Here is a 22,091-nt window from a genome sequence, read left to right as displayed (position 1 = left end):
CCAATGTGGCTTATCCTATTTAGCGAGCTGACCATCATATCATGTTTTAATAGTCTGTCAACTTCTTTTTTTAATTTGTTTCAACAAGTTAACTGAGTTATTAATGTGTAATTACACACTAGCTACTTCCAGCTCGTCTTGATGAGGTGCGTATTATAGACGGTTTATCTTTTGTGTCAACCCGTTTTATTAATGTTTTTAATCTTATTTTAGGAGATGAATAAATCTGTATTTCTTTCAATGGGTTATGAACTTAGGGGTCTTTATCTTCTTAAGTACTAGTGTGCAATACGACTTAATTCAACAATTTTTAGTAAAGGTAAACTTTATCTAATCCTTATGACTGGATCTATTCGTTCTGTCATTCTTGAGTATTTTCCTTAAACAAATTACCTCTTATATTTTTGAATGTTGATATTCATATAATTAGCACTATATACAAGCTAAGTTATTCAGGCTTATATGACGCTTTCAGTATATTGTCTTACATAATGCAGTATTTAATACTACCTCTATCATAAGATATGGCTCTTATATTAGTCGTCGCGCAATCCCTTGATATCTAGTGTTGAGAGACAGTTTTTGCTATAATAGGTATTTTGCTGCATTACTTATATATTTTGGCTGTTATGTTACTTCTATAGCGAAATGCGTTTTGCTGCAATGCTATTGATTAACTGGCTTTAAGCCTTGCATCAGCTCTAGCATATATAGTCATAATAAGTCTTTAGGTAATGCGTCCCTTTCACAACATATCACGATGATTAGATATAATTGATGTGGTCTCACGGTTATATGATTGATGGTTGCAATCATCACTGCCAACGGACCCAATAATAGGCGAATAGATTATGGTAGCGATTACTTTACCCGATGGTAGTGTAAAAGACTTTGAAGGTCATACAACAGTCATGGAAGTGGCGCAAAGTATTGGGACAGGACTCGCTAAAGCGACGGTTGCTGGACGTGTAAATGGTCATCTAGTAGATGCACATGATCCTATCGTCGCTGATGCCAACGTTGAAATCGTAACGCCAAAAGACGACGACGGTGTCGATATTATCCGTCACTCATGTGCTCACCTATTAGGTCATGCGGTTAAGCAGCTTTACCCTGATGTGAAGATGGTCATTGGTCCTGTTATTGATGATGGTTTTTATTACGATATCTTTAGTGAAACGCCATTTACGCCTGAGCATATGGAAGCGATTGAAAAACGCATGATGGAGCTGATCAAGCAAGATTATGACGTTATCAAAAAAATGACGCCACGTGCCGAAGCGATTGAGATATTTGAATCACGTAACGAAGACTATAAGCTAAAACTTATTAATGATATGCCAGGTGAAGAAGCCTTTGGCTTGTATCATCATCAAGAATACGTCGATATGTGCCGTGGCCCGCATGTGCCAAACACGCGCTTTTTGAAAGTATTTAAACTGACCAAAATGTCAGGTGCTTATTGGCGCGGCGATGCAAAAAACGAGCAGTTACAGCGCATCTACGGTACTGCGTGGGCTGATAAGAAACAGCTAAAAGCTTATATCCAGCGTATTGAAGAAGCAGAAAAACGTGACCATCGTAAAATTGGTAAAGCGTTAAACCTATTTCATATGCAAGAGCAAGCGCCAGGTATGGTGTTCTGGCATGCTAATGGTTGGACGATTTATCAAGTACTTGAGCAGTATATGCGTAAAGTACAATACGACAATGGCTATGAAGAGATTAAAACTCCTCAAATCGTTGATCGCAGTTTGTGGGAGCGTTCAGGACATTGGGGCAACTATGCGACCAATATGTTCACGACTTCTAGTGAAAACCGTGATTATGCGGTAAAACCGATGAACTGTCCTTGTCACGTGCAAGTGTTTAACCAAGGACTAAAGTCTTACCGTGACTTACCACTGCGTATGGCTGAGTTTGGTTCTTGTCATCGTAATGAGCCATCTGGTTCTCTACATGGTTTGATGCGCGTACGTGGTTTTACTCAAGATGATGCGCATATCTTCTGTACACAGTCGCAGATTCAACAAGAAGTTGCTGACTTTATTAAGCTAACGCTTGCTGTCTATGAAGATTTTGGCTTTGACAATATTATTATGAAACTGTCTACCCGCCCTGAAAAACGTGTTGGTAGTGACGAGTCTTGGGACTTTGCAGAAAAAGCGCTAGCAGATGCGCTTGATAGCTCAGGACTAGACTGGGATTACTTACCTGGCGAAGGTGCATTCTACGGTCCAAAGATTGAGTTCAGTCTAAAGGATTCTTTAGGACGTATTTGGCAGTGCGGTACCATTCAGGTTGATCCAAACATGCCTGAGCGTCTCGATGCTGAGTTCGTCAATGAGCAGAACGATCGTGAAGTACCTATTATGTTGCACCGTGCAATCTTAGGTTCGTTTGAGCGTTTCATCGGTATTTTGATCGAAAACTATGCCGGTTGGATGCCAGTATGGCTAGCACCGCAGCAAGTTGTGGTCATGAATATCACCGATAAGCAAGCTGATGCATGTGAAAACGTGGTTAGCGAGCTCAAAAATGCAGGTTTGCGCGCTATTAGCGACTTGCGTAACGAAAAGATTGGATTTAAGATACGAGAGAAAACATTAGAACGTATTCCCTATATGCTAGTATTAGGGGATAAAGAAGTCGAATCGGGCAGTGTTAACGTCCGAACTCGCGAAGGTGAGAACCTTGGCGTGATGAGTGTTTCTGAATTTATTACATTAGTACAGACCGCTGTCAGTAAAAAAGGCCGACAGACCCCAAAAACAGATGAGGAGTAATACCTATTAAACAGTCCAACCGTTTGAACATCAACGAAGATATCAATGTCAAAGAAGTCCGTCTCGTTAAAGAAGATGGCGAGCAAATGGGCGTGGTTGATATCGCAACCGCGATGAAAGCGGCACGTGATGAAAATCTAGATTTGGTTGAATTAGTTCCTGAAGCTAAGCCGCCAGTATGTAAGATCATGGATTATAAGCATTTCCTCTATGATCAAAAGCAAAAGGCTAAAGAAGCTAAGAAAAACCAAAAGCAGACTCAGCTTAAAGAGATGAAGCTACGTCCTAGTACCGAAGAGGCCGATTATCAGGTTAAACTGAGAAAAATCGTGAGCTTCTTGGAAGATCAAGACAAAGTTAAAATTAGCATCCGTTTCCGCGGACGTGAAATGGCGCACCAAGATATCGGTCGCAAACAACTTGATCGTATCATTGAAGATACTGCTGATATCTCAAACGTCGAACAGTACCCTAAGATGGAAGGTCGTCAGATGGGTATGCTGCTTGGACCCACTAAGAAAAAGTAATCTGTCTATTGGATTGCTTTGAGTGGTGGCTGTTAGTCTATATAGCTATTTATAACTCTAACCATCAATATGCTGCGGGATATTGATGGTTTTTTATTATTTGGACTCAAAAACTGCTGTAATGAACATAGCTATGCTGAACATAAATAGCCTAGCATCATTGACTGACGCTATTTTACAAAATCTACCTTCTCAACTTTCTGATTACACGGTAATCTAAAGGTCTAGTGATATTTGCTCGTCAGTATTTAGCAGTAACTAGTGATTATTTGATAAAAATTAGTACGAGCTAAAGACAAATCTATAAATGTATAAAAGATAAGTGTATAAATAAAAACAATGTATATCACGGCTGTCAGAGTCGTTGACAAAAAACACTTCCTTTCTCCGATATCATAGGATATTTCATGCAAGAATTGACACCACCAGAAAACGCTACAACTCCCAGTATTTCTCTAACAGCACCCAAACCTGTCAAAGAAATACAGAAAAGTGAAGCAGATCAGATGGTCAAATTGGATGAAAGCCAAATTCCTGAGCTCGATGCCAAGGTTGATGCTTTTGTTGATCATGTGATTACCAACTCTGTGCATAGCGATGAATTTCGACAGAACGTGCAGTCTATTCATAATCTAGGTACCAAAGAGATTCGTGAATCTGCACAAGTCTCTAATCGAATGTTAGATTTGCCCGCAAAAAGCCTAAATGACAGCTTATTTGATAATTCCCCTATCGCCAAATCGTTGACAGAACTACGCGGGATTGTCGAAGACTTAGATCCGAGCAAAAAAGAACTGACCAGCTCGCGCAAGCTGTTCGGTCTCATTCCGTTCGGCAACAAGGTACAGGATTATTTCCGTCAATATGAATCAGCACAATCACACATCAATGCGGTCGTTACCAGTCTCTACAATGGTAAAGACGAATTGCTCAAAGACAATGCGATGATTGAGCAAGAAAAAGTCAATATGTGGGAGCTGATGCAGTCTATTCGCCAGTATGTCTACGTTGGCAAAAAGATTGATGAGCAACTTGAGCAAAAGGTCTATGCGATAGAAGCAACAGATCCAGAAAAAGCTCGCATCATTAAAGAAGAGATGTTGTTCTATGTCCGTCAAAAAAACACTGACTTTTTAACTCAGTTAGCAGTGAATGTACAAGGCTATTTGGCGCTTGATACCATTCGCCGTAATAACTTAGAGCTGATTAAAGGGGTGGATCGTGCAACCACAACTACCGTGTCTGCATTACGCACGGCTGTGGTCGTTGCTCAAGCAATGACCAATCAGAAATTGGTATTGGATCAAATCACTGCGTTGAACAAAACCACCAGTAGTTTGATTGAATCAACCTCCGCCATGCTCAAACGTCAGTCAGGTGAGATTCACGAACAGGCGACTAGCAGTAGTATTGAGCTTGATAAACTGCAGAATGCCTTCAATAATGTCTATGACACTATGGATATGATTAGTAATTATAAAATTGAAGCGCTAGAGAATATGAAGCAAACGGTCAATACACTGACCACGGAAGTAGATAAAGCACAAAAATACTTGGATAAATCAAATCAGACTACGGTATTAGAAGTCTCAAAAGAGCTGGATAGTAAAAAAATCACTAACCAATCGAGCAATGTCGATATCGATATTTGATTTATCCCTATAGCGGTCGCCAGAAAACTGACCGCTTCCTGCTACCTAATACACATAAGACAATTGACGCAAGATATTGCGACGTCGTTCGTGTTAAGATAGCCACTATTAATAATTTTAAAAATAGATACGGTAATTTATGAGTTGGAATGATCCAAACGCCTCAAGTGAGGCAAAAAAATATGACAACCCGATTCCTAGTCGTGAGCTGATACTCAACACGATTAATGAGCATGGGGAAGTCACGCATCAACAGTTGGCAAAAGCCTTTAACATTGATGATCCTGATCAGTTTGATGCTTTGGGCAATCGCCTAAAAGCAATGGCGCGTGACGGCCAAGTGAATCGTGATGGTCGTCCTTATCGCTATCGTACGGTAACTAAGCAAGATATCGTCTCAGGTACAGTGTCTGCCCATCCAAAAGGTTTTGGTTTTGTGGTGCTAAGTGACATGCCAGATTTGTTTTTACATGAAAAACAAATGCGCTGGGTATTCAATGGCGATACGGTAGCAGCTGTCGGCACATCGACAGATAATCGTGGACGTACTGAAGGGCGTATCGTTGATGTTGTCGAACGTCGTCAAAACAACTTTATTGGTACACTTGCTCGTGATGAAGACGGCTATTGTGTTGAGCTTGGTAGCCCGAACAATCATCAACCTATTACGGTTACTGATGACAATGTTCAGGCTCTAAATATCAAGCAAGGTGCTCCTGTCAAAGTCGATATCATTGACTGGCCAAACCAGCATGAATTTGCCACTGGTAAAATCACTGAAGTGCTGTCTGATGATAATGACCGTGAATTGATTATTGAGACTACCCTGCTCAACTATGATATTCCATCAGATTTTAGCGAAGCTGCGCTTAAACAAGCTGATGACTATCAAGAGCCAACCGAAAAAGATATAAAAGGTCGCACAGACATACGTCATCTACCGCTTGTCACTATCGACGGTGAAGATGCTCGTGACTTTGACGATGCTGTATTCGCTGAAAAGCGTTCTGGTGGTAACTACCGTGTCGTGGTTGCGATTGCGGATGTCAGCTATTATGTGACACCGAATTCACCACTTGACCAAGATGCCTATGAGCGTGGTACTTCAGTATATTTCCCGCATCGCGTGATTCCGATGTTGCCTGAAGTGTTATCTAACGGTCTGTGTTCACTGAACCCTAATCTAAATCGCTTATGTATGGTTGCTGATATCAAGATATCGCGTGCCGGTAAAGTGACTGGATATGAGTTCTATCCGTCAGTGATGCACTCACAAGCCCGTCTAACTTATAATCAAGTAAATGATTATCTTGTGAACCCGAATGATAAGAGATTACCTAAATCATTAACAGGTAATAAAGACGTTAAAAAATCTGTTGATACGTTACATCAATTGTATGAGCTACTGCTTAAAAAGCGTGAAGAACGTCATGCAATGGAATTTGAAACGGTTGAGACGTATATCAAGTTCAACGAGAAAGGCGGAATCGAAGCGATTTTACCACGTACTCGTGGCGACTCTCAGAAACTAATTGAAGAGTGTATGCTGCTTGCTAATACTTGTGCTGCAAACTTCGCGCTTAAGCATGAGTTACCAGTTTTGTATCGTAACCATGATAAGCCTGATAATGAGAAGTCGATGCGTATTCATGAATATGCAAAAAACTTTGGTTTACCATTCCCAGAAGAGAACCCAACTCAAGCGGATTATCAACGCATTATCGAAGCGACTAAAGATAGACCAGATGCCATCAGTATTCATAGCATGCTGCTGCGTTCAATGATGCAAGCAAACTATGCACCTGACAATATTGGTCACTTTGGCTTAGCATATGACGAATATAGCCACTTTACCTCGCCGATTCGCCGTTATCCAGATTTGATGCTGCATCGTGCAATTAAGGCAAAAGTCACCAATAGCCAGCAACCTGTTATGGACTTTTCTCTGGAAGGTGCTGGTACACAAACATCAGATACAGAACGCCGTGCAGAAAAAGCATCACGTTATGTAGAATCTTGGCTCAAGTGTCACTATATGACCGATCATGTTGGGGAAGAGTTCGAAGGCGTTGTGACTACGGTTACTAGCTTTGGTCTATTCGTCACATTGACTGACTTATATATCGATGGTTTGGTTCATATCTCCAACGTTGGCGATGACTTCTTTGTCTACGATGAACAGCAACAGCAGCTTATCGGTAAAGATAAAGGCACACTATTTGGACTGGGCGATTCGGTTAAAGTTAAGGTTGCGGGTGTCAATATGGACCTGCTACAGATTGATTTTGATTTGAAGGCTAAATTGCAATCTAGTGCAATGAACCAAAGCAAAAAAGGTCAACCGAAGAAAGAGCAGCCTAAGAAAGCTCCGGCGAAAAGAAGCAGTAACCGCAGAGGCGCTGCCAAAAAAAGCTAAGCTGAGACTGATACTTAGATACTGGTGTTGTAATACAATAAAAAAGGCTAACGTAATCGTTAGCCTTTTTTATGTTGTGTACTTTTCAATTGTAGATAGCATAGCTACTTATTGCGCATCGTCCAATTGCTCTACACGGTCTTGCTCGGCTTGCTGTGCTTGATCAATTTTGCTAGTAGCACTATCTACGATAGCTTTCGGCTGTTGACTAAGTGGCTGGCTAGTAATATCTGTATCGGAGGTAGCTACTGTAGAATCAGGCTGTTCAGCCGCTACACTACTGGTTGCAATCTCTCTATTTTGTTCGCGACTATTGCCATTGATAATGTTAAAGCCAAGCAATGCCACAATACCAATTATTGCAAAGATAATAACGTGTTTCATTTCCATAAAAAGCCCCGTATTTGAATAACCACCAAATATAGATTCTGTTGCACTTTTTATGCCTAAATCTTATTTAACGTCTAGTACCTATTCTTGCGGGCTATTATTATTCAATAAATCAGTCTCATCTGAGCTTTGAGCAATCTCTTGCTCAACCTTTTCCATCAGCTTATCGTCAGGACGGGCATCGAGAACCTCATTAGCACTGCGACCTTGTAAAATGGTTTTGGCTCGAGCCTTGGCTTGTTTTTTATTTTGGTCATCCGTATGACTCCCGCTGACCTGATTTGTTTCAGCAGGTTCAGGAATCGACGGCGTAATCGTTATATCAGATTGAACATTATTAGCATTGTTGGCACTGCTTTGCATGTGTTCAAAGGCTTTTTCTAACTTGTTGTTAAAGCGCAGACGATAGATAGGCTCAGGTAAGCTAAAGCCTTTATCTTCTAGTGCGTGCTTGGTCTCACGAATGGCGATACTGCGTGCTTTAGCAAAGTCAGTCTCTGATTGATCTACCCAAACCTGAAATTCCAAAACAATATTAGAATCACCCACATTGGTAATAACCGCAATCGCCTTTGGTTCATTCAACACAAACGCCAGCGTATGTATCGCATCCAATCCGACTTTGATTGCTGCTAATGGATCATCATTGGCATCAACGCCCAATGCAAAAGTAAATCGGCGCTCAGGGTTTTTGGTGTAATTTAATATCGTACCTTTAAAGACTTCAGCATTAGGAATGCGCAGCTGATTACCATCCAGTGTCATCAGTATCGTCGCGCGCGAGGTCAAGCGAACCACGATGCCCTCTTGTCCATTAATCACGATATGGTCACGAGCACGAAAAGGTTGGCGAATGCTCAGCATTAGTGAAGCGATATAATTTTCAATGGTATCTTTGACTGCGAAACCAACCGCAATACCAATGACACCTGCCCCACCAAGCAATGTACCTAAAATAGTCTCTGCACCTATCAGACTTAGCCCTAGAATCAGACCAAAGATAATAAAGATGACTTTGACCGTTTGTGACAGCAGCTCAGCGACAAATGGATTGGGTGTTAGACGTTGCCACATTTTTTTGCGATTAGATAACCAACTGCCAAACCATGCTACCAAGGCAAATATAACGATGCCAACTAATAGGAGTGGTAGCGCCTTAACTAGGTTGGTCACCTGCGCTTTTAAACCTTGATAGACCGTTGAGACATTCTCTTGAACATCTAGTGTACGGTTAATTCTGTCTTCTACAGTGACGACATCTGTTAGTCGGTTGGTTAAGTTGATAGCTTGTTGTGCTTTTTTTTCGTTGGCTGTTTCTCCCGTTAGGGTAACAACCCCTTGGGTGACACTAACGTTGACGGCTTGTAAGCCTTCGATTTCAGAGAAAATACCGCTGATACGTTGACGAATATCGTTGTCTTTTTGCGGTGTGGGTGTGGTTTCAATTTGAGCATTATTAGTGCTTTCGCCACTGATTACTGGCGGTGGAGCAGGCGTTGGCAATGAGCTGTCAGGTTCTGTGGTTTCAACTTTCGATGCCTCATTTTCTGATGTGGCAGAATTATCGTTAGATACGCTTTCCTCTGTCGTCTCTACACCTTCAGTTGTCTCTATACCTAGCGCTGCTGCGATACCAGAAATTTCTTCACTGGCAGCATGCGCTGAGAACGCAAAAAGGATGCTTAGTAGCAACACCATTTGACCCCACGCTTTTATAAAACTGCGTATTATTGGACGGTCAATGTAAGTGGCCATAAGCATCCTTTATTTTTTACGGATTTTTCTCGCTTAGCTGATTGCTGATAATTAGCTGCTTGGCTTTATTTAGCTATCCAAATAAAGCTGTGCTTCGCTTAAGTTCAGCGTGCCTTCGTAGATAGCACGACCAGTGATGATACCTTCGATACAATCACCATAAGGCTTTAACAGCTCAATATCTTTCATATCGGTAACGCCACCTGATGCAATCACAGGTAATCCGCCTTCACGCGCCAAATTAACGGTTTGTTCGACGTTAACGCCTTGCATCATGCCATCGCGGGCAATATCAGTATAAACGATTGAAGACACACCTACATCTGCAAAGCGCTTAGCAAGCTCGGTCGCTTTGGTATCTGTCACGTTTGCCCAGCCATGAGTGGCTACCATACCATCTTTGGCATCGATACCGACGATGATATGCCCTGCAAATTCGCGACAAGCTTCCGCGACAAAATCAGGATCTTCAACGGCTTTTGTACCGATAATAATATACGTCAAACCTGCGGTAATATACTGCTCGATGGTGTTCATGTTGCGTACACCGCCGCCCAATTGAATAGGCAGGTTCGGGTAGGCTTTGGTAATATCGTTGACCACTTGTCTATGTACTGGCACGCCATCAAAAGCACCATTCAAATCGACCAAATGTAAGCGACGCGCGCCTTCATCTACCCAACGCGCTGCCATAGCAACTGGGTCATCAGAGAACACCGTATCATCTTCCATACGGCCTTGTTTTAAACGTACACACTTACCATCTTTTAAATCAATAGCCGGGATAATGACGGGCACAGCACACATATAGCATTCCTTATAAAGCACAAGATTGGCAATAAATTTAGTAAATTAAAATTTTGAGAATGAAACGTTATCGAAGCATCAAATAACGAGAGAAAACGCTGCTTAAAAGTAGCATAAATTATGGACAGATCGAAAACCAAGATACTGCTAAGTTAGCAATCTGTTTGAATATAAATAAGAAAGACAGAAACTAGACAATCATAACCATAAGTTTTAGTACGTAGAATCACTACCAACAATCTTTAAATTCTATTACTGACTGGCAATTTTAGGTCAATTTAGCGTATAATCCTAGGTAAATTTTTATTTGTTTCTATGTGATAGTAACCATGTGTTACGCTTTTTGTTGAGTTGTTACAACTCACTAATACAGCATGGTAATCAGGATGGATCGAGCAATCGCTCAATACGCCAATAAAATATTGGCCAAGAAATTGCTAAAAAGGACTATCTGAAAAAATCTCAACCAATAGTCTCTAAACCATCGATTCTGCGGTATTTAACCTCAATTAGATGTCTTGCAAGTCCCTATCACTAGCTAACTATATTAAAACCGTTACGATTAAAACTATAGCAGCTTATAATAAGTGAAGTTTGCTTATCAGTTGCTTAGCTAGTTTGTCTTTTAACCAGTATATCATCTACCTTAATAGATCGTTATTTGGCCACACTCTTATTCTATCGAATATCTGTAAACGGTATTAGTGAACGAGAGATGGTCAAACATACTGGTGTTACAAGTTTTAAATTTCAATGAAACGTGTGATAAAGCCATTTGTATTTAAACCAGTCTCTTTTAGCCATGTGCTGTAGCGATTGATTTCGATGAAACGGTTTTAGCATACACCTTGGTAGCCAGTCGCCACTTTGGTAATTCGAATAAGACATTAACGTGTTGTTAAGGAGTCTAAGGTCAGCGTTAATACTCTTACTAGTAGTTATGATCATGTATTGTCTTCACAGAGCTTTCATCCCTATTTCACTATAAAGGAAATAGACGATTGAAGGCTTTATTGAGTGATACAAACGTTCATGCTACCGATATACCAAACAGGACGTCTGGTATCGTTTTAGACTATGGACTAAGTTTTCGCTTATGATTACCATCAAAAAAGGTTTGGATTTGCCCATCACTGGTGAACCCTCCCGCGAGATATCTGAGCACCAACCGACACATGTAGCACTTGTTGGCTATGATTATGTGGGCATGAAGCCCACTATGAATGTCAAAGAAGGTGACATTGTAGCCAAAGGTCAGCCCGTTTATGAAGACAAAAAACGTGTTGGCGTGATCTACACTGCCCCTGCTGCCGGTAAGGTCGTCGCTGTTAAACGTGGCGAACGTCGAGTGTTTGAGAGTCTTGTGATTGCGGTCGACCCCAATGGTGAAGAAGTAGACTTTGAGCGCTATGACTCACAGCAGCTTGCTGACCTAGACTCTGAAGTCGTTGAAACCCAACTGATTGCCTCTGGCGAATGGACGGCGTTCCGTACGCGTCCTTATAGCCGCGCACCCGAAATCGGCGCTCGTCCACATGCTATCTTTGTCACAGCAATGGATACCAATCCACTTGCCTTTGACCCGATGCTTGTGATCAATGAGCAGCTACAAGCGTTCAATGATGGACTTGCTGTATTATCTACGCTTAGTCCAAAGACCTTTGTCTGCCATCACGGCGATACCCAACTGACGCCAGTTGCAAAAACTGCAGCGAATAACGTCACTGAGTATCATGGTTTTGCTGGTAAGCATCCAGCTGGTCTTGCTGGTACGCACATTCATTTCTTGCATCCTATCAGCCGCGGTGTGACCGTATGGACGATTGGTTATCAAGACGTGATTGCCATCGGTAAATTGTTTACGACAGGTCGTCTATATACGCGCCGCATGGTGAGCTTAGCAGGTCCTGCTGTCACTAACCCGCAGTTGGTTATGACTGAACGTGGTGCTGATATTACTGCATTAACCAAAGGTAAACTGGCTGCTGGCGAGAACCGTATCATTTCAGGTTCAGTATTGTCTGGTCGCAAAGTGTTTGAAAACATTGCCTATCTGGGCCGTTTTCACAATCAGATTAGCGTGTTGACTGAAGGCCGTGAGCGTCCTGCGTTCCATTTCTTTACTCCAGGTAAAAACCGCTTCTCAAAACTGCCTATCTATATTTCGCAGTTCTTTGGTGGCAAAAAGTACGACTTTACTACGACAAGTAACGGCTCACCGCGAGCGATGGTACCAATCGGTGTCTATGAAGAAGTCATGCCACAAGATTACCTACCAACTCAATTACTACGTGCATTGATTGTCGAAGACATCATTAGTGCCGTAGATTTGGGTGTGCTTGAACTGGACGAAGAAGATTTGGCACTATGCACCTTTGTATCTCCTGGCAAATATGAATTCGGTGATATTTTGCGTGATAACTTAACGCGCATTGAGCTGGAGGGCTAACCACGATGAAATTTTTACACAATATGTTCGATCGTATGGAGCCATCTTTCACCAAAGGCGGCAAACACGAAAAGTACTACGCTATTTTTGAGATGTTTGATACGTTCTTACGTCAACCAAGCTCAACCACATATGCGTCATCGCATGTACGTGACGGGATTGACCTAAAACGTATTATGATTACCGTATGGCTATGTACCTTCCCAGCGATGTTTTGGGGTATGTACAACATTGGTCATCAAGCACTGACCGCTATCGCTCAGCTTGGCTTGCAGCCTGAAGGCTGGCGTACTGTTATCACTAGCATGGCAGGCTATAATCCAGACAGTATCTGGGCAAGCTTCGTCTATGGTGCGATGCAGTTTTTGCCTATTTACATCGTGACGTTTGCGGTAGGTATTCTCTGTGAGATTATCTTTGCTGTCGTCCGTGGACACGAAGTTAACGAAGGTTTCTTTGTGACTTCAGTTCTATTTGCATTATGTCTACCACCTGATATTCCTTTATGGCAAGTTGCCCTAGGTATTATCTTTGGTGTAGTTGTCGCAAAAGAAGTGTTCGGTGGTACTGGTAAAAACTTCCTTAACCCTGCCCTATCGGGTCGTGCATTCTTATACTTTGCTTATCCAGCCTATATGTCTGGTGACTCAGTGTGGACAGCAGTAGACGGTTTCTCAGGTGCGACGCCTCTTGGCCTTGCAGCCCTTGGTGTGGTTCCTCAGGACTTCGTCGATGTCTATGGTAATGCGATCACGTGGAGTGATGCATTCTTAGGTAATATGCAAGGTAGTATCGGTGAAGTATCGACGCTAGCTATCCTAATGGGCGCTGCAGTGTTGCTATGGACGCGTATCGCTTCTTGGCGCATTATGGCAGGTTGTGTGGTCGGTCTGATTGCTACGTCTCTTGTATTCAACATGATTGGCTCTGAAGACAACATGATGATGAGCTTGCCGTTCTACTGGCACTTAGTTATCGGTGGCTTTGCTTTCGGTGCTGTATTTATGGCAACCGATCCAGTATCAGCTGCACATACAAACAAAGGCCGCTGGGCTTACGGTATCTTGATTGGTTTTATGACCGTATTGATTCGTGTCATCAACCCTGCTTTCCCAGAAGGCATCATGCTGGCCATTCTATTCGCCAACTTATTTGCTCCATTGTTTGATTACTTTGTGACTCAAGCAAATATCAAACGCCAAACCGCTCGGAGGGTTCGCTATGTCCAAGCCCAAAAGTAATAACGCGAAAACCATCAGTGTGGCTTTGACGCTATGCTTGGTGTGTTCAGTGTTGGTTTCAGCAGTGGCTGTTGGTCTAAAGCCTGCGCAAGTCGAAAACGCACGTTTAGACCGTAACAAAAACATCTTAGTCGCGGCTGACATGTATGACGCTGAGTCTGATACAGCAGACGATGTCGCCGAACGTTTTAAAGACTTTGAAGTAAAAATCATCGATCTAAACGAAGGTACTTATCTCGATGACGATGCGCTAAAAACTGCTGGCATCCCTGATCGTAATGCTTATGACGCCAGTCAAGCGACAAAGAACCAAGCTCTAAGTGAAGACTTGGGTGACAACGATCCTGCTGGTATTGGTCGTAAGCCAAAATATGCCAAAGTCTATGTCAAAAATGATGACGCAGGTCAGCCAGAAACGGTTGTATTGCCAATTCAGGGCTACGGTCTATGGGGCACTATCTATGGTTTCTTAACGCTCGAAAGTGATATGAATACCATCAAAGGTATCAGTTTCTACGAGCATAAAGAAACCCCAGGCCTTGGCGCTCGTATCGAAGAGCCAGAATGGCGTGCAAAGTGGAGCGGTATCGAGTCTTATGACGAGAATGGTAACGTTGCCACTGGTGTAACCAAAGCTGGTAACCCAAAAGAGAATTGGGTTGATGGCATTAGCGGTGCGACATTGACTAGCCGCGGCGTCAGCAACATGATTCAGTTTTGGTTAGGCGAGCAAGGTTATAAGCCTTATCTAGATACGCTACGCGAAAAGAGCGGCCAAACGGTTGAAGGTGCAGATACGCAAGCAAATCAATCAAAGCCGGCAGCTCAACCTAAAACCGAATTGGCAGCCAAGCTACCAGTAGCAAATGGCAAGGAGGCATAACATGGCTGACACTAAAAGCATTTTAACCACGCCTATCTTTGATAATAACCCTATTGCCCTACAGATCCTTGGTATCTGTTCGGCATTGGCTGTCACCACCAGCATGGCTAACGCTATGGTCATGTGTGTGGCATTGACTTTGGTAACGGCATTTTCAAGCTTCTTTATCTCGATTATCCGTAAGCAGATTCCATCAAGCATTCGTATCATCGTACAGATGACGATTATTGCTTCGTTGGTTATTTTGGTTGATCAAGTACTAAAAGCAGTGGCTTATGACGTCAGTAAAGGTTTGTCAGTTTTCGTTGGTTTGATTATCACTAACTGTATCGTTATGGGCCGTGCTGAAGCATTTGCTATGAGCAACCCACCTATCCCAAGCTTTTTAGACGGTATTGGTAACGGTCTTGGTTACTCAGCAGTATTACTATTCGTTGCAACTATCCGTGAGCTATTGGGTGCTGGTACTTGGTTCGGTATTACGATTCTACAGCCAGTCACTGATGGCGGTTGGTACATACCAAACGGTCTATTATTGTTACCACCATCAGCGTTCTTTATCATTGGTTTGTTCATCGCTGTTGTCCGTATCTGGAAACCAGAACAAGTTGAAGAAGCTGAGTTTGTAATGAAGCCGCAGTCTAAAGGCATGGCACATGGAGGCGGTCACTAATGGGACATTATGTTAGTTTATTTATAACCTCAGTCTTTATTGAGAACATGGCGCTTGCCTACTTCTTAGGCATGTGTACTTTTTTGGCCGTATCCAAAAAAGTCTCTACAGCGATTGGTCTAGGTGTTGCGGTTATTGTCGTGATGGCAATTACCGTTCCACTAAACAATTTACTATTCCAGTTCATCCTAAAAGATGGTGCGCTGGCATGGGCAGGTTTCCCTGATATCGACTTGAGCTTCTTAGGATTGCTAAGTTATATCGGTTTGATTGCAGCCACCGTACAGATCCTAGAGATGTTCTTGGACAAGTTTGTACCGAGTCTATATAACGCACTTGGGGTATTCTTACCACTAATCACCGTAAACTGTGCCATCTTGGGTGGTGTACTATTTATGGTTGAGCGTGACTATAACTTTGGTGAATCTGTTGTCTATGGTGTGGGTGCAGGCTTCGGTTGGGCACTTGCTATTACAGCATTGGCGGGTATCCGTGAAAAGCTAAAATATTCAGATATTCCAGCACCGCTGCGTGGTCTTGGTATTACTTTTATCACGGTTGGTCTTATGTCGCTCGGCTTTATGTCGTTCGGTGGTATGTCCATCTAAACCGCTAAGCTCAAAGCTTTCATTAGCTATTTGACTTATTTAATTCATTTATTCGGTAGAGGTTTGGGTACAGCATAGATTATGCCCCCACACCCCTACCCCATAGATTAAGGATACCTACCATGGATTACGCTACGGCGATTGGTGGCGTTGCTATGTTTACCTTGATCATCATGGGCCTTGTCGCTATTATTTTGGCGGCGCGCTCAAGACTGGTCAGTTCAGGCGATGTCACTATCCATATTAATGATAATCCCGATAATGATGTGGTGACACCAGCTGGCGGCAAACTACTACAAACGCTAGCGGGCGAAGGTATATTTTTATCTTCAGCTTGTGGTGGTGGTGGTACTTGTGCGCAGTGTCGTTGCCGCGTTATTGAAGGTGGTGGTTCTATTTTGCCCACCGAAGAAGGCTATTTTACTCAAGGTGAAATCCGCAATCACATGCGCTTAGCTTGTCAGGTAGCTGTTAAGCAAGACATGAAAATTGAGATTGATCCTGAGTTCTTTGATGTACAGAAATGGGAATGTGAAGTTATCTCTAACGATAACGTTGCCACTTTCATTAAAGAGCTGGTACTAAAAATTCCAGAAGGCGAAGAAGTAAACTTCCGCGCTGGTGGTTATGTACAGTTGGAAGCGCCACCGCATGAAGTGCATTACAAAGACTTTGTGGTTGATGAAGAATATAGAGAAGATTGGGAAAAATTCGGTATCTTCAACTATGTCTCAAAAGTTGATGAGCCTGTTATCCGTGCTTACTCAATGGCTAACTATCCTGAAGAGAAAGGCCTCATCAAATTTAACATCCGTATCGCAAGTCCACCGCCACGTGGTCCTGACGGTATTCCACCAGGCAAAATGTCTTCATGGGTATTTAGCTTAGTACCTGGTGACAAAGTGACAGTTTCAGGTCCTTATGGTGAATTCTTTGCCAAGAAGACCGAAGCTGAAATGATCTTTGTTGGTGGTGGTGCTGGTATGGCTCCAATGCGCTCACATATCTTTGATCAGCTCAAACGCCTGAACACTGATCGTAAGATTAGCTTCTGGTATGGTGCTCGTTCTATTCGTGAGATGTTCTACGTTGAAGACTATGATCAGCTAGAAGAAGAATTCGATAACTTTGAGTGGCATGTTGCACTGTCTGACCCATTACCAGAAGATAACTGGGAAGGTCCAACAGGCTTTATCCATAACGTATTGCTCGAAAACTATCTGAAAGATCATCCAAACCCAGAAGACTGTGAATACTACATGTGTGGGCCACCGATGATGAACGCTGCTGTAATTGACATGCTACACAGCATGGGCGTAGAAGACGAAAACATTATGCTTGATGATTTCGGTGGTTAAGTTAGATAATTAATCTGACAGCACAAATCTAAGAATATAAAAAGAGTCTCAATTGAGGCTCTTTTTTTGTGTGATTTTTACATATAGTCGTGGCTTTGTAGGCTACAAATCTAGCTAGTAGAGTCGCTTTATTATCCTATATTATGGACTATCTAAACATTGAGAAAGGACTCTTATGAAAACGAAATACAAAGATCTAACCATTTGGATTACCGGTGCTTCTAGCGGTATTGGGCAAGCATTAGCCGTTGCCTTCGCCAAACGCGGGGCTAGAATCATTCTAAGTGGACGTGACAGCGATAAGTTAGAGGTGGTCAAAAATAGCTGCAAACGTGCTAACAAGCATATTGTCGTTCCTTTTGATATTAGCGATGCCAATCAAGCCAAAGAAGCTTATGACACTGCTAAAGCTCAGGCGGAAAAAATCGACTGGCTCATCAATAATGCTGGTATCAGTCAGCGTTCACTCATCATGGACACGGCTGAAGAAGTTGAACGCCAAATCATGGAAATAGATTACTTTGCTCAGACGCGTCTTACTAGACTTGCGTTGCCTGATATGATCGCACAAGGCGGCGGCAAAGTCGTGATGGTCTCGAGTGTGGCAGGCCTATTGGGTACACAATATCGCGGTGCTTATGGGGCAGCCAAGGCAGCGCTGCATATGTGGGCAAACAGTTTGCGAGCTGAGCTACATGACCAAGGTATCGAAGTAGCCACGATATTCCCCGGGTTTATCCAGACTAATATCTCTATTAATGCGTTGACTGGCGACGGTAGCGCACAAGGTACGATGGATGAGGCAACCAATAACGGTCTGACTGCGACTGAGTTTGCTAAACAAGTCGTGAAGGCGCTCACCAAGGGAGAGGAATATATTATCGTCGCTGGTCGCAAAGAAAAACTGGCCACACGAGTCAACCGCGTCTCTCCGCCAAAACTCTATAAACTCATACGTGAGTCACAAGTGAAATAAGCTACTTAACCGAACGAATTGTCGCTGAATGGTGCCTTCATTAGTATTTTGGGGTTCAAGGGGTGTAAAATAGGCGTGGCTTGTTTTACACCCTACTCATTTCTACGCCATACCGAAAATATTATGAAAAACACTATAATCAGCTTATCTCCCAAAAAACCTCTGCACTTTACCTTAGTAAGCGTCGTCAGCCTTGCTAGTACTTTAGGGCTCAGCGCTTGCCAGCAAACCCCAGACTATAACTATCTGATCGGTGAGACGATGGGGACGAGCTACCATATTAGCTATCAGTTGCCTGATGATGCGGACGAAGCTGCCATACAAGCTGCGGTAGACGAGCGCCTAAAACAAATTAACGATAGTATGTCTACTTATCAAAACGACTCAACGATATCTACATTCAATCGTTTGGGCAAAGACAAACCTATCACTATCGATGCTGATTTTAGTCGTGTGCTCGATGTGTCGCAAATTGTCTACCAGCAATCTGGCGGCGCTTTTGATCCTACCGTTATGCCACTCGTAAATACGTGGGGCTTTGGAAGTACCATGACAGTCGAGCGCCTACAAAGCCCCCCAACTGCCGTTGAGATTGCGCAAGCCAAAGCATTGGTCGATTTTGAGAGCATCATAAAGAAAGAAGATACCATCTATAAAACCAAAGACGGCGTTGGTTTAGACTTTTCTGCTGTAGCCAAAGGTTATGGCGTCGATGTCATCGCTGACGTGTTGAGAGATGATTATCAAATTCGTAATTATATGGTTGAGATCGGCGGTGAGATTGCCACCTCTGGTGTGAATAACCAGCAGCAGCCATGGCAAATTGCGATTGACGCTCCTATTGAAGGCAGTACTGTCAGCGAACGTCAAACCATATCTGCTATTCGCCAACCAAAAAATACAGCTAGCCAAATGCATCTAGCGACCTCTGGTAACTATCGTAACTCCGTCATATTCGATGGCAAACGCTATAGCCATACTATCGACCCGACAACGGGTAACCCTATTGCAGGCGGCGCACCTTCAGTCACTGTCGCAGCGGATTCGGTTGCATTGGCGGATGCGTGGGCAACCGCCCTTACCGCGATGCCTTATCACAAAGCACTAGACCTCGCTAAAACGCAAAATCTGGCGGCCATGTTCGTGGTACTAGCTGACGATGTAAAAGCAAAGAGTTCTGACGATATGTCTAACGAAGCTGCTGACGATGATATTGACGACTGGCAGGTGGTACAGACACCAGCGATGAAGGCGTTACGTGCTGATAAAAAACTCTAAACGTTCTCCAAACTCTAGATGGCACACTCTAGAAGTCACTGGTAAATGATAGATGTGAAACAAGAGAATACGTTAACGCACAACGAGCCGCACTAAAATTTGCTATACTATTATACAGTTGTTATTAACGGTGCTTAGCTGTCATGAACTTAGACAGCACTACTAATAACTGCCCTATTTTTTAAAATGAGGTTTCCTCTATGCTTAGCCAACTGCTTCCTATGCTTGCCATTACTTTCACCGTATTTGTCCTATTCTTCATTTTTATGGGCGTCGGTTATATGGTCAAAAAAAAGCCGCTTAGAGGATCTTGTGGCGGTGTTGCCAAATTGATGGGCGACGAAAATTGCTCGTTTTGTGGTAATGATCCTAATAAGTGCGATTCACTAATCGCTGAACAACAAGAGAATGCATTAAGAGCTGCTCAATTGGGTAAATCAGTTTAATAGCCTATTGGTTACCATACGCTGGTAGCATTTACCTGACATATGTTCTTATAATAGCGTCAAGTCATTCAAAAGTGACTTGGCGCTATTTTTATTGTGCGATAAGAATGCTTATTTAAGATTCGTCATTACCGCCATCTCTTATTATCATTGTTCTAAAGCCGTAACTCGAAGTAACCACACATATATCTTGACTAACCTGCCTGCCAATTTAGCAAAGTCAGTTAAGCAAATTGTATGTCTTACGCGCTACATATATTTTTCGGTCTAATTTACGATATCGATTACCGTCTAGGTACGTGTCTGAGTAAATGCTCTCTGGTGTTATTTTATAAGCGGCAATTTCTTGGCGCTGTTTAATAACGTGTTCTTTTTCGCTGTCATCGTTGTGCTGCTATGTCTACCTCGTCCAATCTATCTGCTTCATCTAGCCTGCCCTCCTCGCGCTTTACCTTTTGGTTGGTACTGTGTGCCATGATTCTGCTAGCCACCAATATGCGTGCACCTATCGTCGCGCTAGGTTCTATCGCCCCAGTGGTAAAAGACGCGCTTGATATCTCTGAGTTTCAGATAGGTTGGCTAGGAGCAGTGCCTATGCTGAGTTTTGCCGTTGGTGCGCTGATTTCTCCAGCAATTGGTAAGCGATTCGGGCTAGAAAACACACTGATTTCTATGATTGGGCTATTAACGGTAGGGATGATTATTCGTACCGCTATCCCGACGTGGAGTGGGTTTTTAATTGGTACTTTGTTGCTTACCCTCGCCATTGGTTTCGCTAATACTTTGGCAGCACCTGTTATTAAGCAGCGTACCCCGCAACATATTCCGCTGATTACAGGGTTGTTTAGTTTAACGATGACCACAGCAGCAGGTATCGTCGCAGGCGTCGTATTACCGCTATCGGAGCAAGTTGGTTGGCAGTGGGCATTAGGTGGTTGGACGATTTTAGGTGTTTTTGCCTTTGTTATTTGGCTGTTCTTACGTGTACGTTTGGGTTCATCCAATCATCAAGCGGTTATCCCTGCGGCCTTAGGTTCTTCTGATATCTCTATGTGGCGAACCACTTTTGCGTGGCAGATTGCTATTTTTATGGGATTGCAGTCATTATTGTTTTATACCGTTGCCAGTTTTTTACCATCGATTTGGGTGAGTAAAGGGTTATCTGCCGTCAGTGCTGGACAAATGGGCTCTGTATTTCAGTTTATGGCACCGGTTTCTATCTTAAGCTTAACTTGGCTAGTCAATCGCGGTCGCCCTATTCAAGCGTTAGCAGTGTTCGCCGCTGTGCTAAATGTCGTTGGTATATTGGGCGTCAGCTATCTATCGACTGATTTGGCATGGCTATGGTCAGGCATGATGGGCATGGGCTGTTCGGCGATTTTCACCTTGAGCATGATGCTGTTCTCTATGCGTACTTATACGACCAATCAGGCAAGTGAGCTGTCTGGCATGGCTCAAGCAGTTGGTTATGTTATTGCGTTTTTTGGCCCGTTGGGTACAGGCTGGCTGCATGAAATGACTGGTAGCTGGAGTATGCCGCTTTTTATTATGCTGATACTGATGATTGTCAACGTCGTGATTGCTTGGCTTGTTAGTCGTCCAGTGATGGTCGATGGCAAATATATTTAACTGCTATCAGCTTTCATTTCTATCGGTTTTTGTGGTCTACAAGGCTATGATTGCTAACGCGCAATAAAGCAGCCTTAAATTAACCTTAGGGCAATATAGGTCACTGTCTTATTTTGCTATAGTCAGTTCAATATAACTTAGATACTTAATATAAGCTGGATACTCAATATAATCCGGATAAAAGGAAGGCGAGCGAAAGTACTACCAATAGTAGACT

General features: G+C 42.9%; 17 protein-coding genes. 14 read left to right on the top strand and 3 right to left on the bottom strand.

The window, feature by feature from the left end:
* Nucleotides 1–851: 851 nt before the first annotated feature.
* From thrS to rnr, 4 genes are all read left to right on the top strand, one after another.
* Entirely contained in the window at nt 852–2,786 is a 1,935-nt protein-coding gene (thrS, locus tag ACQKCP_RS08760) for a threonine--tRNA ligase (RefSeq protein WP_057762153.1), read from the top strand.
* Nucleotides 2,787–2,809: 23 nt separating this feature from the next.
* Nucleotides 2,810–3,313 (top strand): translation initiation factor IF-3, encoded by a 504-nt coding sequence (infC, locus tag ACQKCP_RS08755; protein WP_057762155.1) that lies wholly within the window; start codon nt 2,810–2,812, stop codon nt 3,311–3,313.
* Between the two features lie 407 nt (nt 3,314–3,720).
* Nucleotides 3,721–4,965 (top strand): toxic anion resistance protein, encoded by a 1,245-nt coding sequence (locus ACQKCP_RS08750; RefSeq protein WP_427612026.1) that lies wholly within the window; start codon nt 3,721–3,723, stop codon nt 4,963–4,965.
* Nucleotides 4,966–5,104: 139 nt separating this feature from the next.
* Entirely contained in the window at nt 5,105–7,381 is a 2,277-nt protein-coding gene (gene rnr / locus ACQKCP_RS08745) for a ribonuclease R (protein ID WP_427612025.1), read from the top strand.
* A gap of 108 nt (nt 7,382–7,489) precedes the next feature.
* Here rnr and ACQKCP_RS08740 read toward each other — a convergent pair whose 3' ends face one another.
* The 3 genes from ACQKCP_RS08740 to hisA form a co-directional block, all read right to left on the bottom strand.
* Nucleotides 7,490–7,771, bottom strand: coding sequence for a hypothetical protein (locus tag ACQKCP_RS08740; RefSeq protein WP_191114411.1), 282 nt, complete (start codon nt 7,769–7,771; stop codon nt 7,490–7,492).
* An 81-nt stretch (nt 7,772–7,852) separates the two neighbouring features.
* The gene (locus ACQKCP_RS08735) at nt 7,853–9,526 is read right to left on the bottom strand and encodes a mechanosensitive ion channel domain-containing protein (protein WP_427612024.1); all 1,674 of its coding nucleotides are present in this window, start codon (nt 9,524–9,526) and stop codon (nt 7,853–7,855) included.
* A 69-nt stretch (nt 9,527–9,595) separates the two neighbouring features.
* A complete protein-coding gene (gene hisA, locus ACQKCP_RS08730) occupies nt 9,596–10,333 on the bottom strand; it encodes a 1-(5-phosphoribosyl)-5-[(5-phosphoribosylamino)methylideneamino]imidazole-4-carboxamide isomerase (protein ID WP_102091064.1) in 738 nt (245 codons plus the stop codon).
* A 1,096-nt stretch (nt 10,334–11,429) separates the two neighbouring features.
* Between hisA and ACQKCP_RS08725 the strand changes: the two genes are divergently transcribed.
* The 10 genes from ACQKCP_RS08725 (at nt 11,430) to ACQKCP_RS08680 (ending at nt 21,874) form a co-directional block, all read left to right on the top strand.
* Nucleotides 11,430–12,782, top strand: coding sequence for a Na(+)-translocating NADH-quinone reductase subunit A (locus tag ACQKCP_RS08725; RefSeq protein ID WP_101204726.1), 1,353 nt, complete (start codon nt 11,430–11,432; stop codon nt 12,780–12,782).
* Nucleotides 12,783–12,787: 5 nt separating this feature from the next.
* Nucleotides 12,788–14,023: an NADH:ubiquinone reductase (Na(+)-transporting) subunit B gene (locus tag ACQKCP_RS08720; protein ID WP_057762164.1), complete on the top strand. Its 1,236-nt coding sequence runs from the start codon at nt 12,788–12,790 to the stop codon at nt 14,021–14,023.
* The gene (locus tag ACQKCP_RS08715) at nt 14,004–14,906 is read left to right on the top strand and encodes a Na(+)-translocating NADH-quinone reductase subunit C (RefSeq protein WP_057762167.1); all 903 of its coding nucleotides are present in this window, start codon (nt 14,004–14,006) and stop codon (nt 14,904–14,906) included. The genes ACQKCP_RS08720 and ACQKCP_RS08715 overlap by 20 nt, the downstream gene beginning before the upstream one ends.
* Nucleotide 14,907: 1 nt before the next feature.
* A complete protein-coding gene (locus ACQKCP_RS08710; RefSeq protein WP_057762168.1) occupies nt 14,908–15,579 on the top strand; it encodes an NADH:ubiquinone reductase (Na(+)-transporting) subunit D in 672 nt (223 codons plus the stop codon).
* The gene (gene nqrE / locus ACQKCP_RS08705) at nt 15,579–16,187 is read left to right on the top strand and encodes an NADH:ubiquinone reductase (Na(+)-transporting) subunit E (protein ID WP_057762170.1); all 609 of its coding nucleotides are present in this window, start codon (nt 15,579–15,581) and stop codon (nt 16,185–16,187) included. Before ACQKCP_RS08710 ends, nqrE begins: the two co-directional genes overlap by 1 nt.
* 122 nt (nt 16,188–16,309) lie before the next feature.
* Nucleotides 16,310–17,545, top strand: a complete 1,236-nt coding sequence (gene nqrF, locus ACQKCP_RS08700; RefSeq protein WP_102078341.1) for an NADH:ubiquinone reductase (Na(+)-transporting) subunit F — start codon at nt 16,310–16,312, stop codon at nt 17,543–17,545.
* A gap of 175 nt (nt 17,546–17,720) precedes the next feature.
* Nucleotides 17,721–18,521 carry an SDR family NAD(P)-dependent oxidoreductase gene (locus ACQKCP_RS08695; RefSeq protein WP_427612023.1) on the top strand — a complete coding sequence of 267 codons (801 nt, stop codon included), beginning with the start codon at nt 17,721–17,723 and terminating at the stop codon, nt 18,519–18,521.
* 123 nt (nt 18,522–18,644) lie between these two features.
* Nucleotides 18,645–19,799 carry an FAD:protein FMN transferase gene (locus tag ACQKCP_RS08690; RefSeq protein WP_427612022.1) on the top strand — a complete coding sequence of 385 codons (1,155 nt, stop codon included), beginning with the start codon at nt 18,645–18,647 and terminating at the stop codon, nt 19,797–19,799.
* Nucleotides 19,800–19,999: 200 nt separating this feature from the next.
* The gene (gene nqrM, locus ACQKCP_RS08685; RefSeq protein WP_057762175.1) at nt 20,000–20,245 is read left to right on the top strand and encodes a (Na+)-NQR maturation NqrM; all 246 of its coding nucleotides are present in this window, start codon (nt 20,000–20,002) and stop codon (nt 20,243–20,245) included.
* Between the two features lie 396 nt (nt 20,246–20,641).
* The gene (locus ACQKCP_RS08680) at nt 20,642–21,874 is read left to right on the top strand and encodes a CynX/NimT family MFS transporter (RefSeq protein ID WP_427612021.1); all 1,233 of its coding nucleotides are present in this window, start codon (nt 20,642–20,644) and stop codon (nt 21,872–21,874) included.
* The last annotated feature ends 217 nt before the right edge of the window (nt 21,875–22,091 follow it).

Source organism: Psychrobacter sp. NPDC078631, assembly GCF_050268165.1.
Taxonomy (GTDB): domain Bacteria; phylum Pseudomonadota; class Gammaproteobacteria; order Pseudomonadales; family Moraxellaceae; genus Psychrobacter.
The sequence above is the reverse complement of the archived record's forward strand: the minus strand, read 5'-3'. Positions and strand labels throughout refer to the sequence as shown.

Coding starts and splice junctions, on each gene's coding strand:
- nqrE (WP_057762170.1), top strand. CDS start 15,579: ATGGGACATTATGTTAGTTTATTTATAACCTCAGTCTTTATTGAGAAC.
- ACQKCP_RS08715 (WP_057762167.1), top strand. CDS start 14,004: ATGTCCAAGCCCAAAAGTAATAACGCGAAAACCATCAGTGTGGCTTTG.
- rnr (WP_427612025.1), top strand. CDS start 5,105: ATGAGTTGGAATGATCCAAACGCCTCAAGTGAGGCAAAAAAATATGAC.
- ACQKCP_RS08690 (WP_427612022.1), top strand. CDS start 18,645: ATGAAAAACACTATAATCAGCTTATCTCCCAAAAAACCTCTGCACTTT.
- ACQKCP_RS08695 (WP_427612023.1), top strand. CDS start 17,721: ATGAAAACGAAATACAAAGATCTAACCATTTGGATTACCGGTGCTTCT.
- ACQKCP_RS08680 (WP_427612021.1), top strand. CDS start 20,642: ATGTCTACCTCGTCCAATCTATCTGCTTCATCTAGCCTGCCCTCCTCG.
- ACQKCP_RS08750 (WP_427612026.1), top strand. CDS start 3,721: ATGCAAGAATTGACACCACCAGAAAACGCTACAACTCCCAGTATTTCT.
- nqrM (WP_057762175.1), top strand. CDS start 20,000: ATGCTTAGCCAACTGCTTCCTATGCTTGCCATTACTTTCACCGTATTT.
- ACQKCP_RS08720 (WP_057762164.1), top strand. CDS start 12,788: ATGAAATTTTTACACAATATGTTCGATCGTATGGAGCCATCTTTCACC.
- thrS (WP_057762153.1), top strand. CDS start 852: ATGGTAGCGATTACTTTACCCGATGGTAGTGTAAAAGACTTTGAAGGT.
- ACQKCP_RS08740 (WP_191114411.1), bottom strand. CDS start 7,771: ATGGAAATGAAACACGTTATTATCTTTGCAATAATTGGTATTGTGGCA.
- ACQKCP_RS08735 (WP_427612024.1), bottom strand. CDS start 9,526: ATGGCCACTTACATTGACCGTCCAATAATACGCAGTTTTATAAAAGCG.
- ACQKCP_RS08710 (WP_057762168.1), top strand. CDS start 14,908: ATGGCTGACACTAAAAGCATTTTAACCACGCCTATCTTTGATAATAAC.
- ACQKCP_RS08725 (WP_101204726.1), top strand. CDS start 11,430: ATGATTACCATCAAAAAAGGTTTGGATTTGCCCATCACTGGTGAACCC.
- nqrF (WP_102078341.1), top strand. CDS start 16,310: ATGGATTACGCTACGGCGATTGGTGGCGTTGCTATGTTTACCTTGATC.
- hisA (WP_102091064.1), bottom strand. CDS start 10,333: ATGTGTGCTGTGCCCGTCATTATCCCGGCTATTGATTTAAAAGATGGT.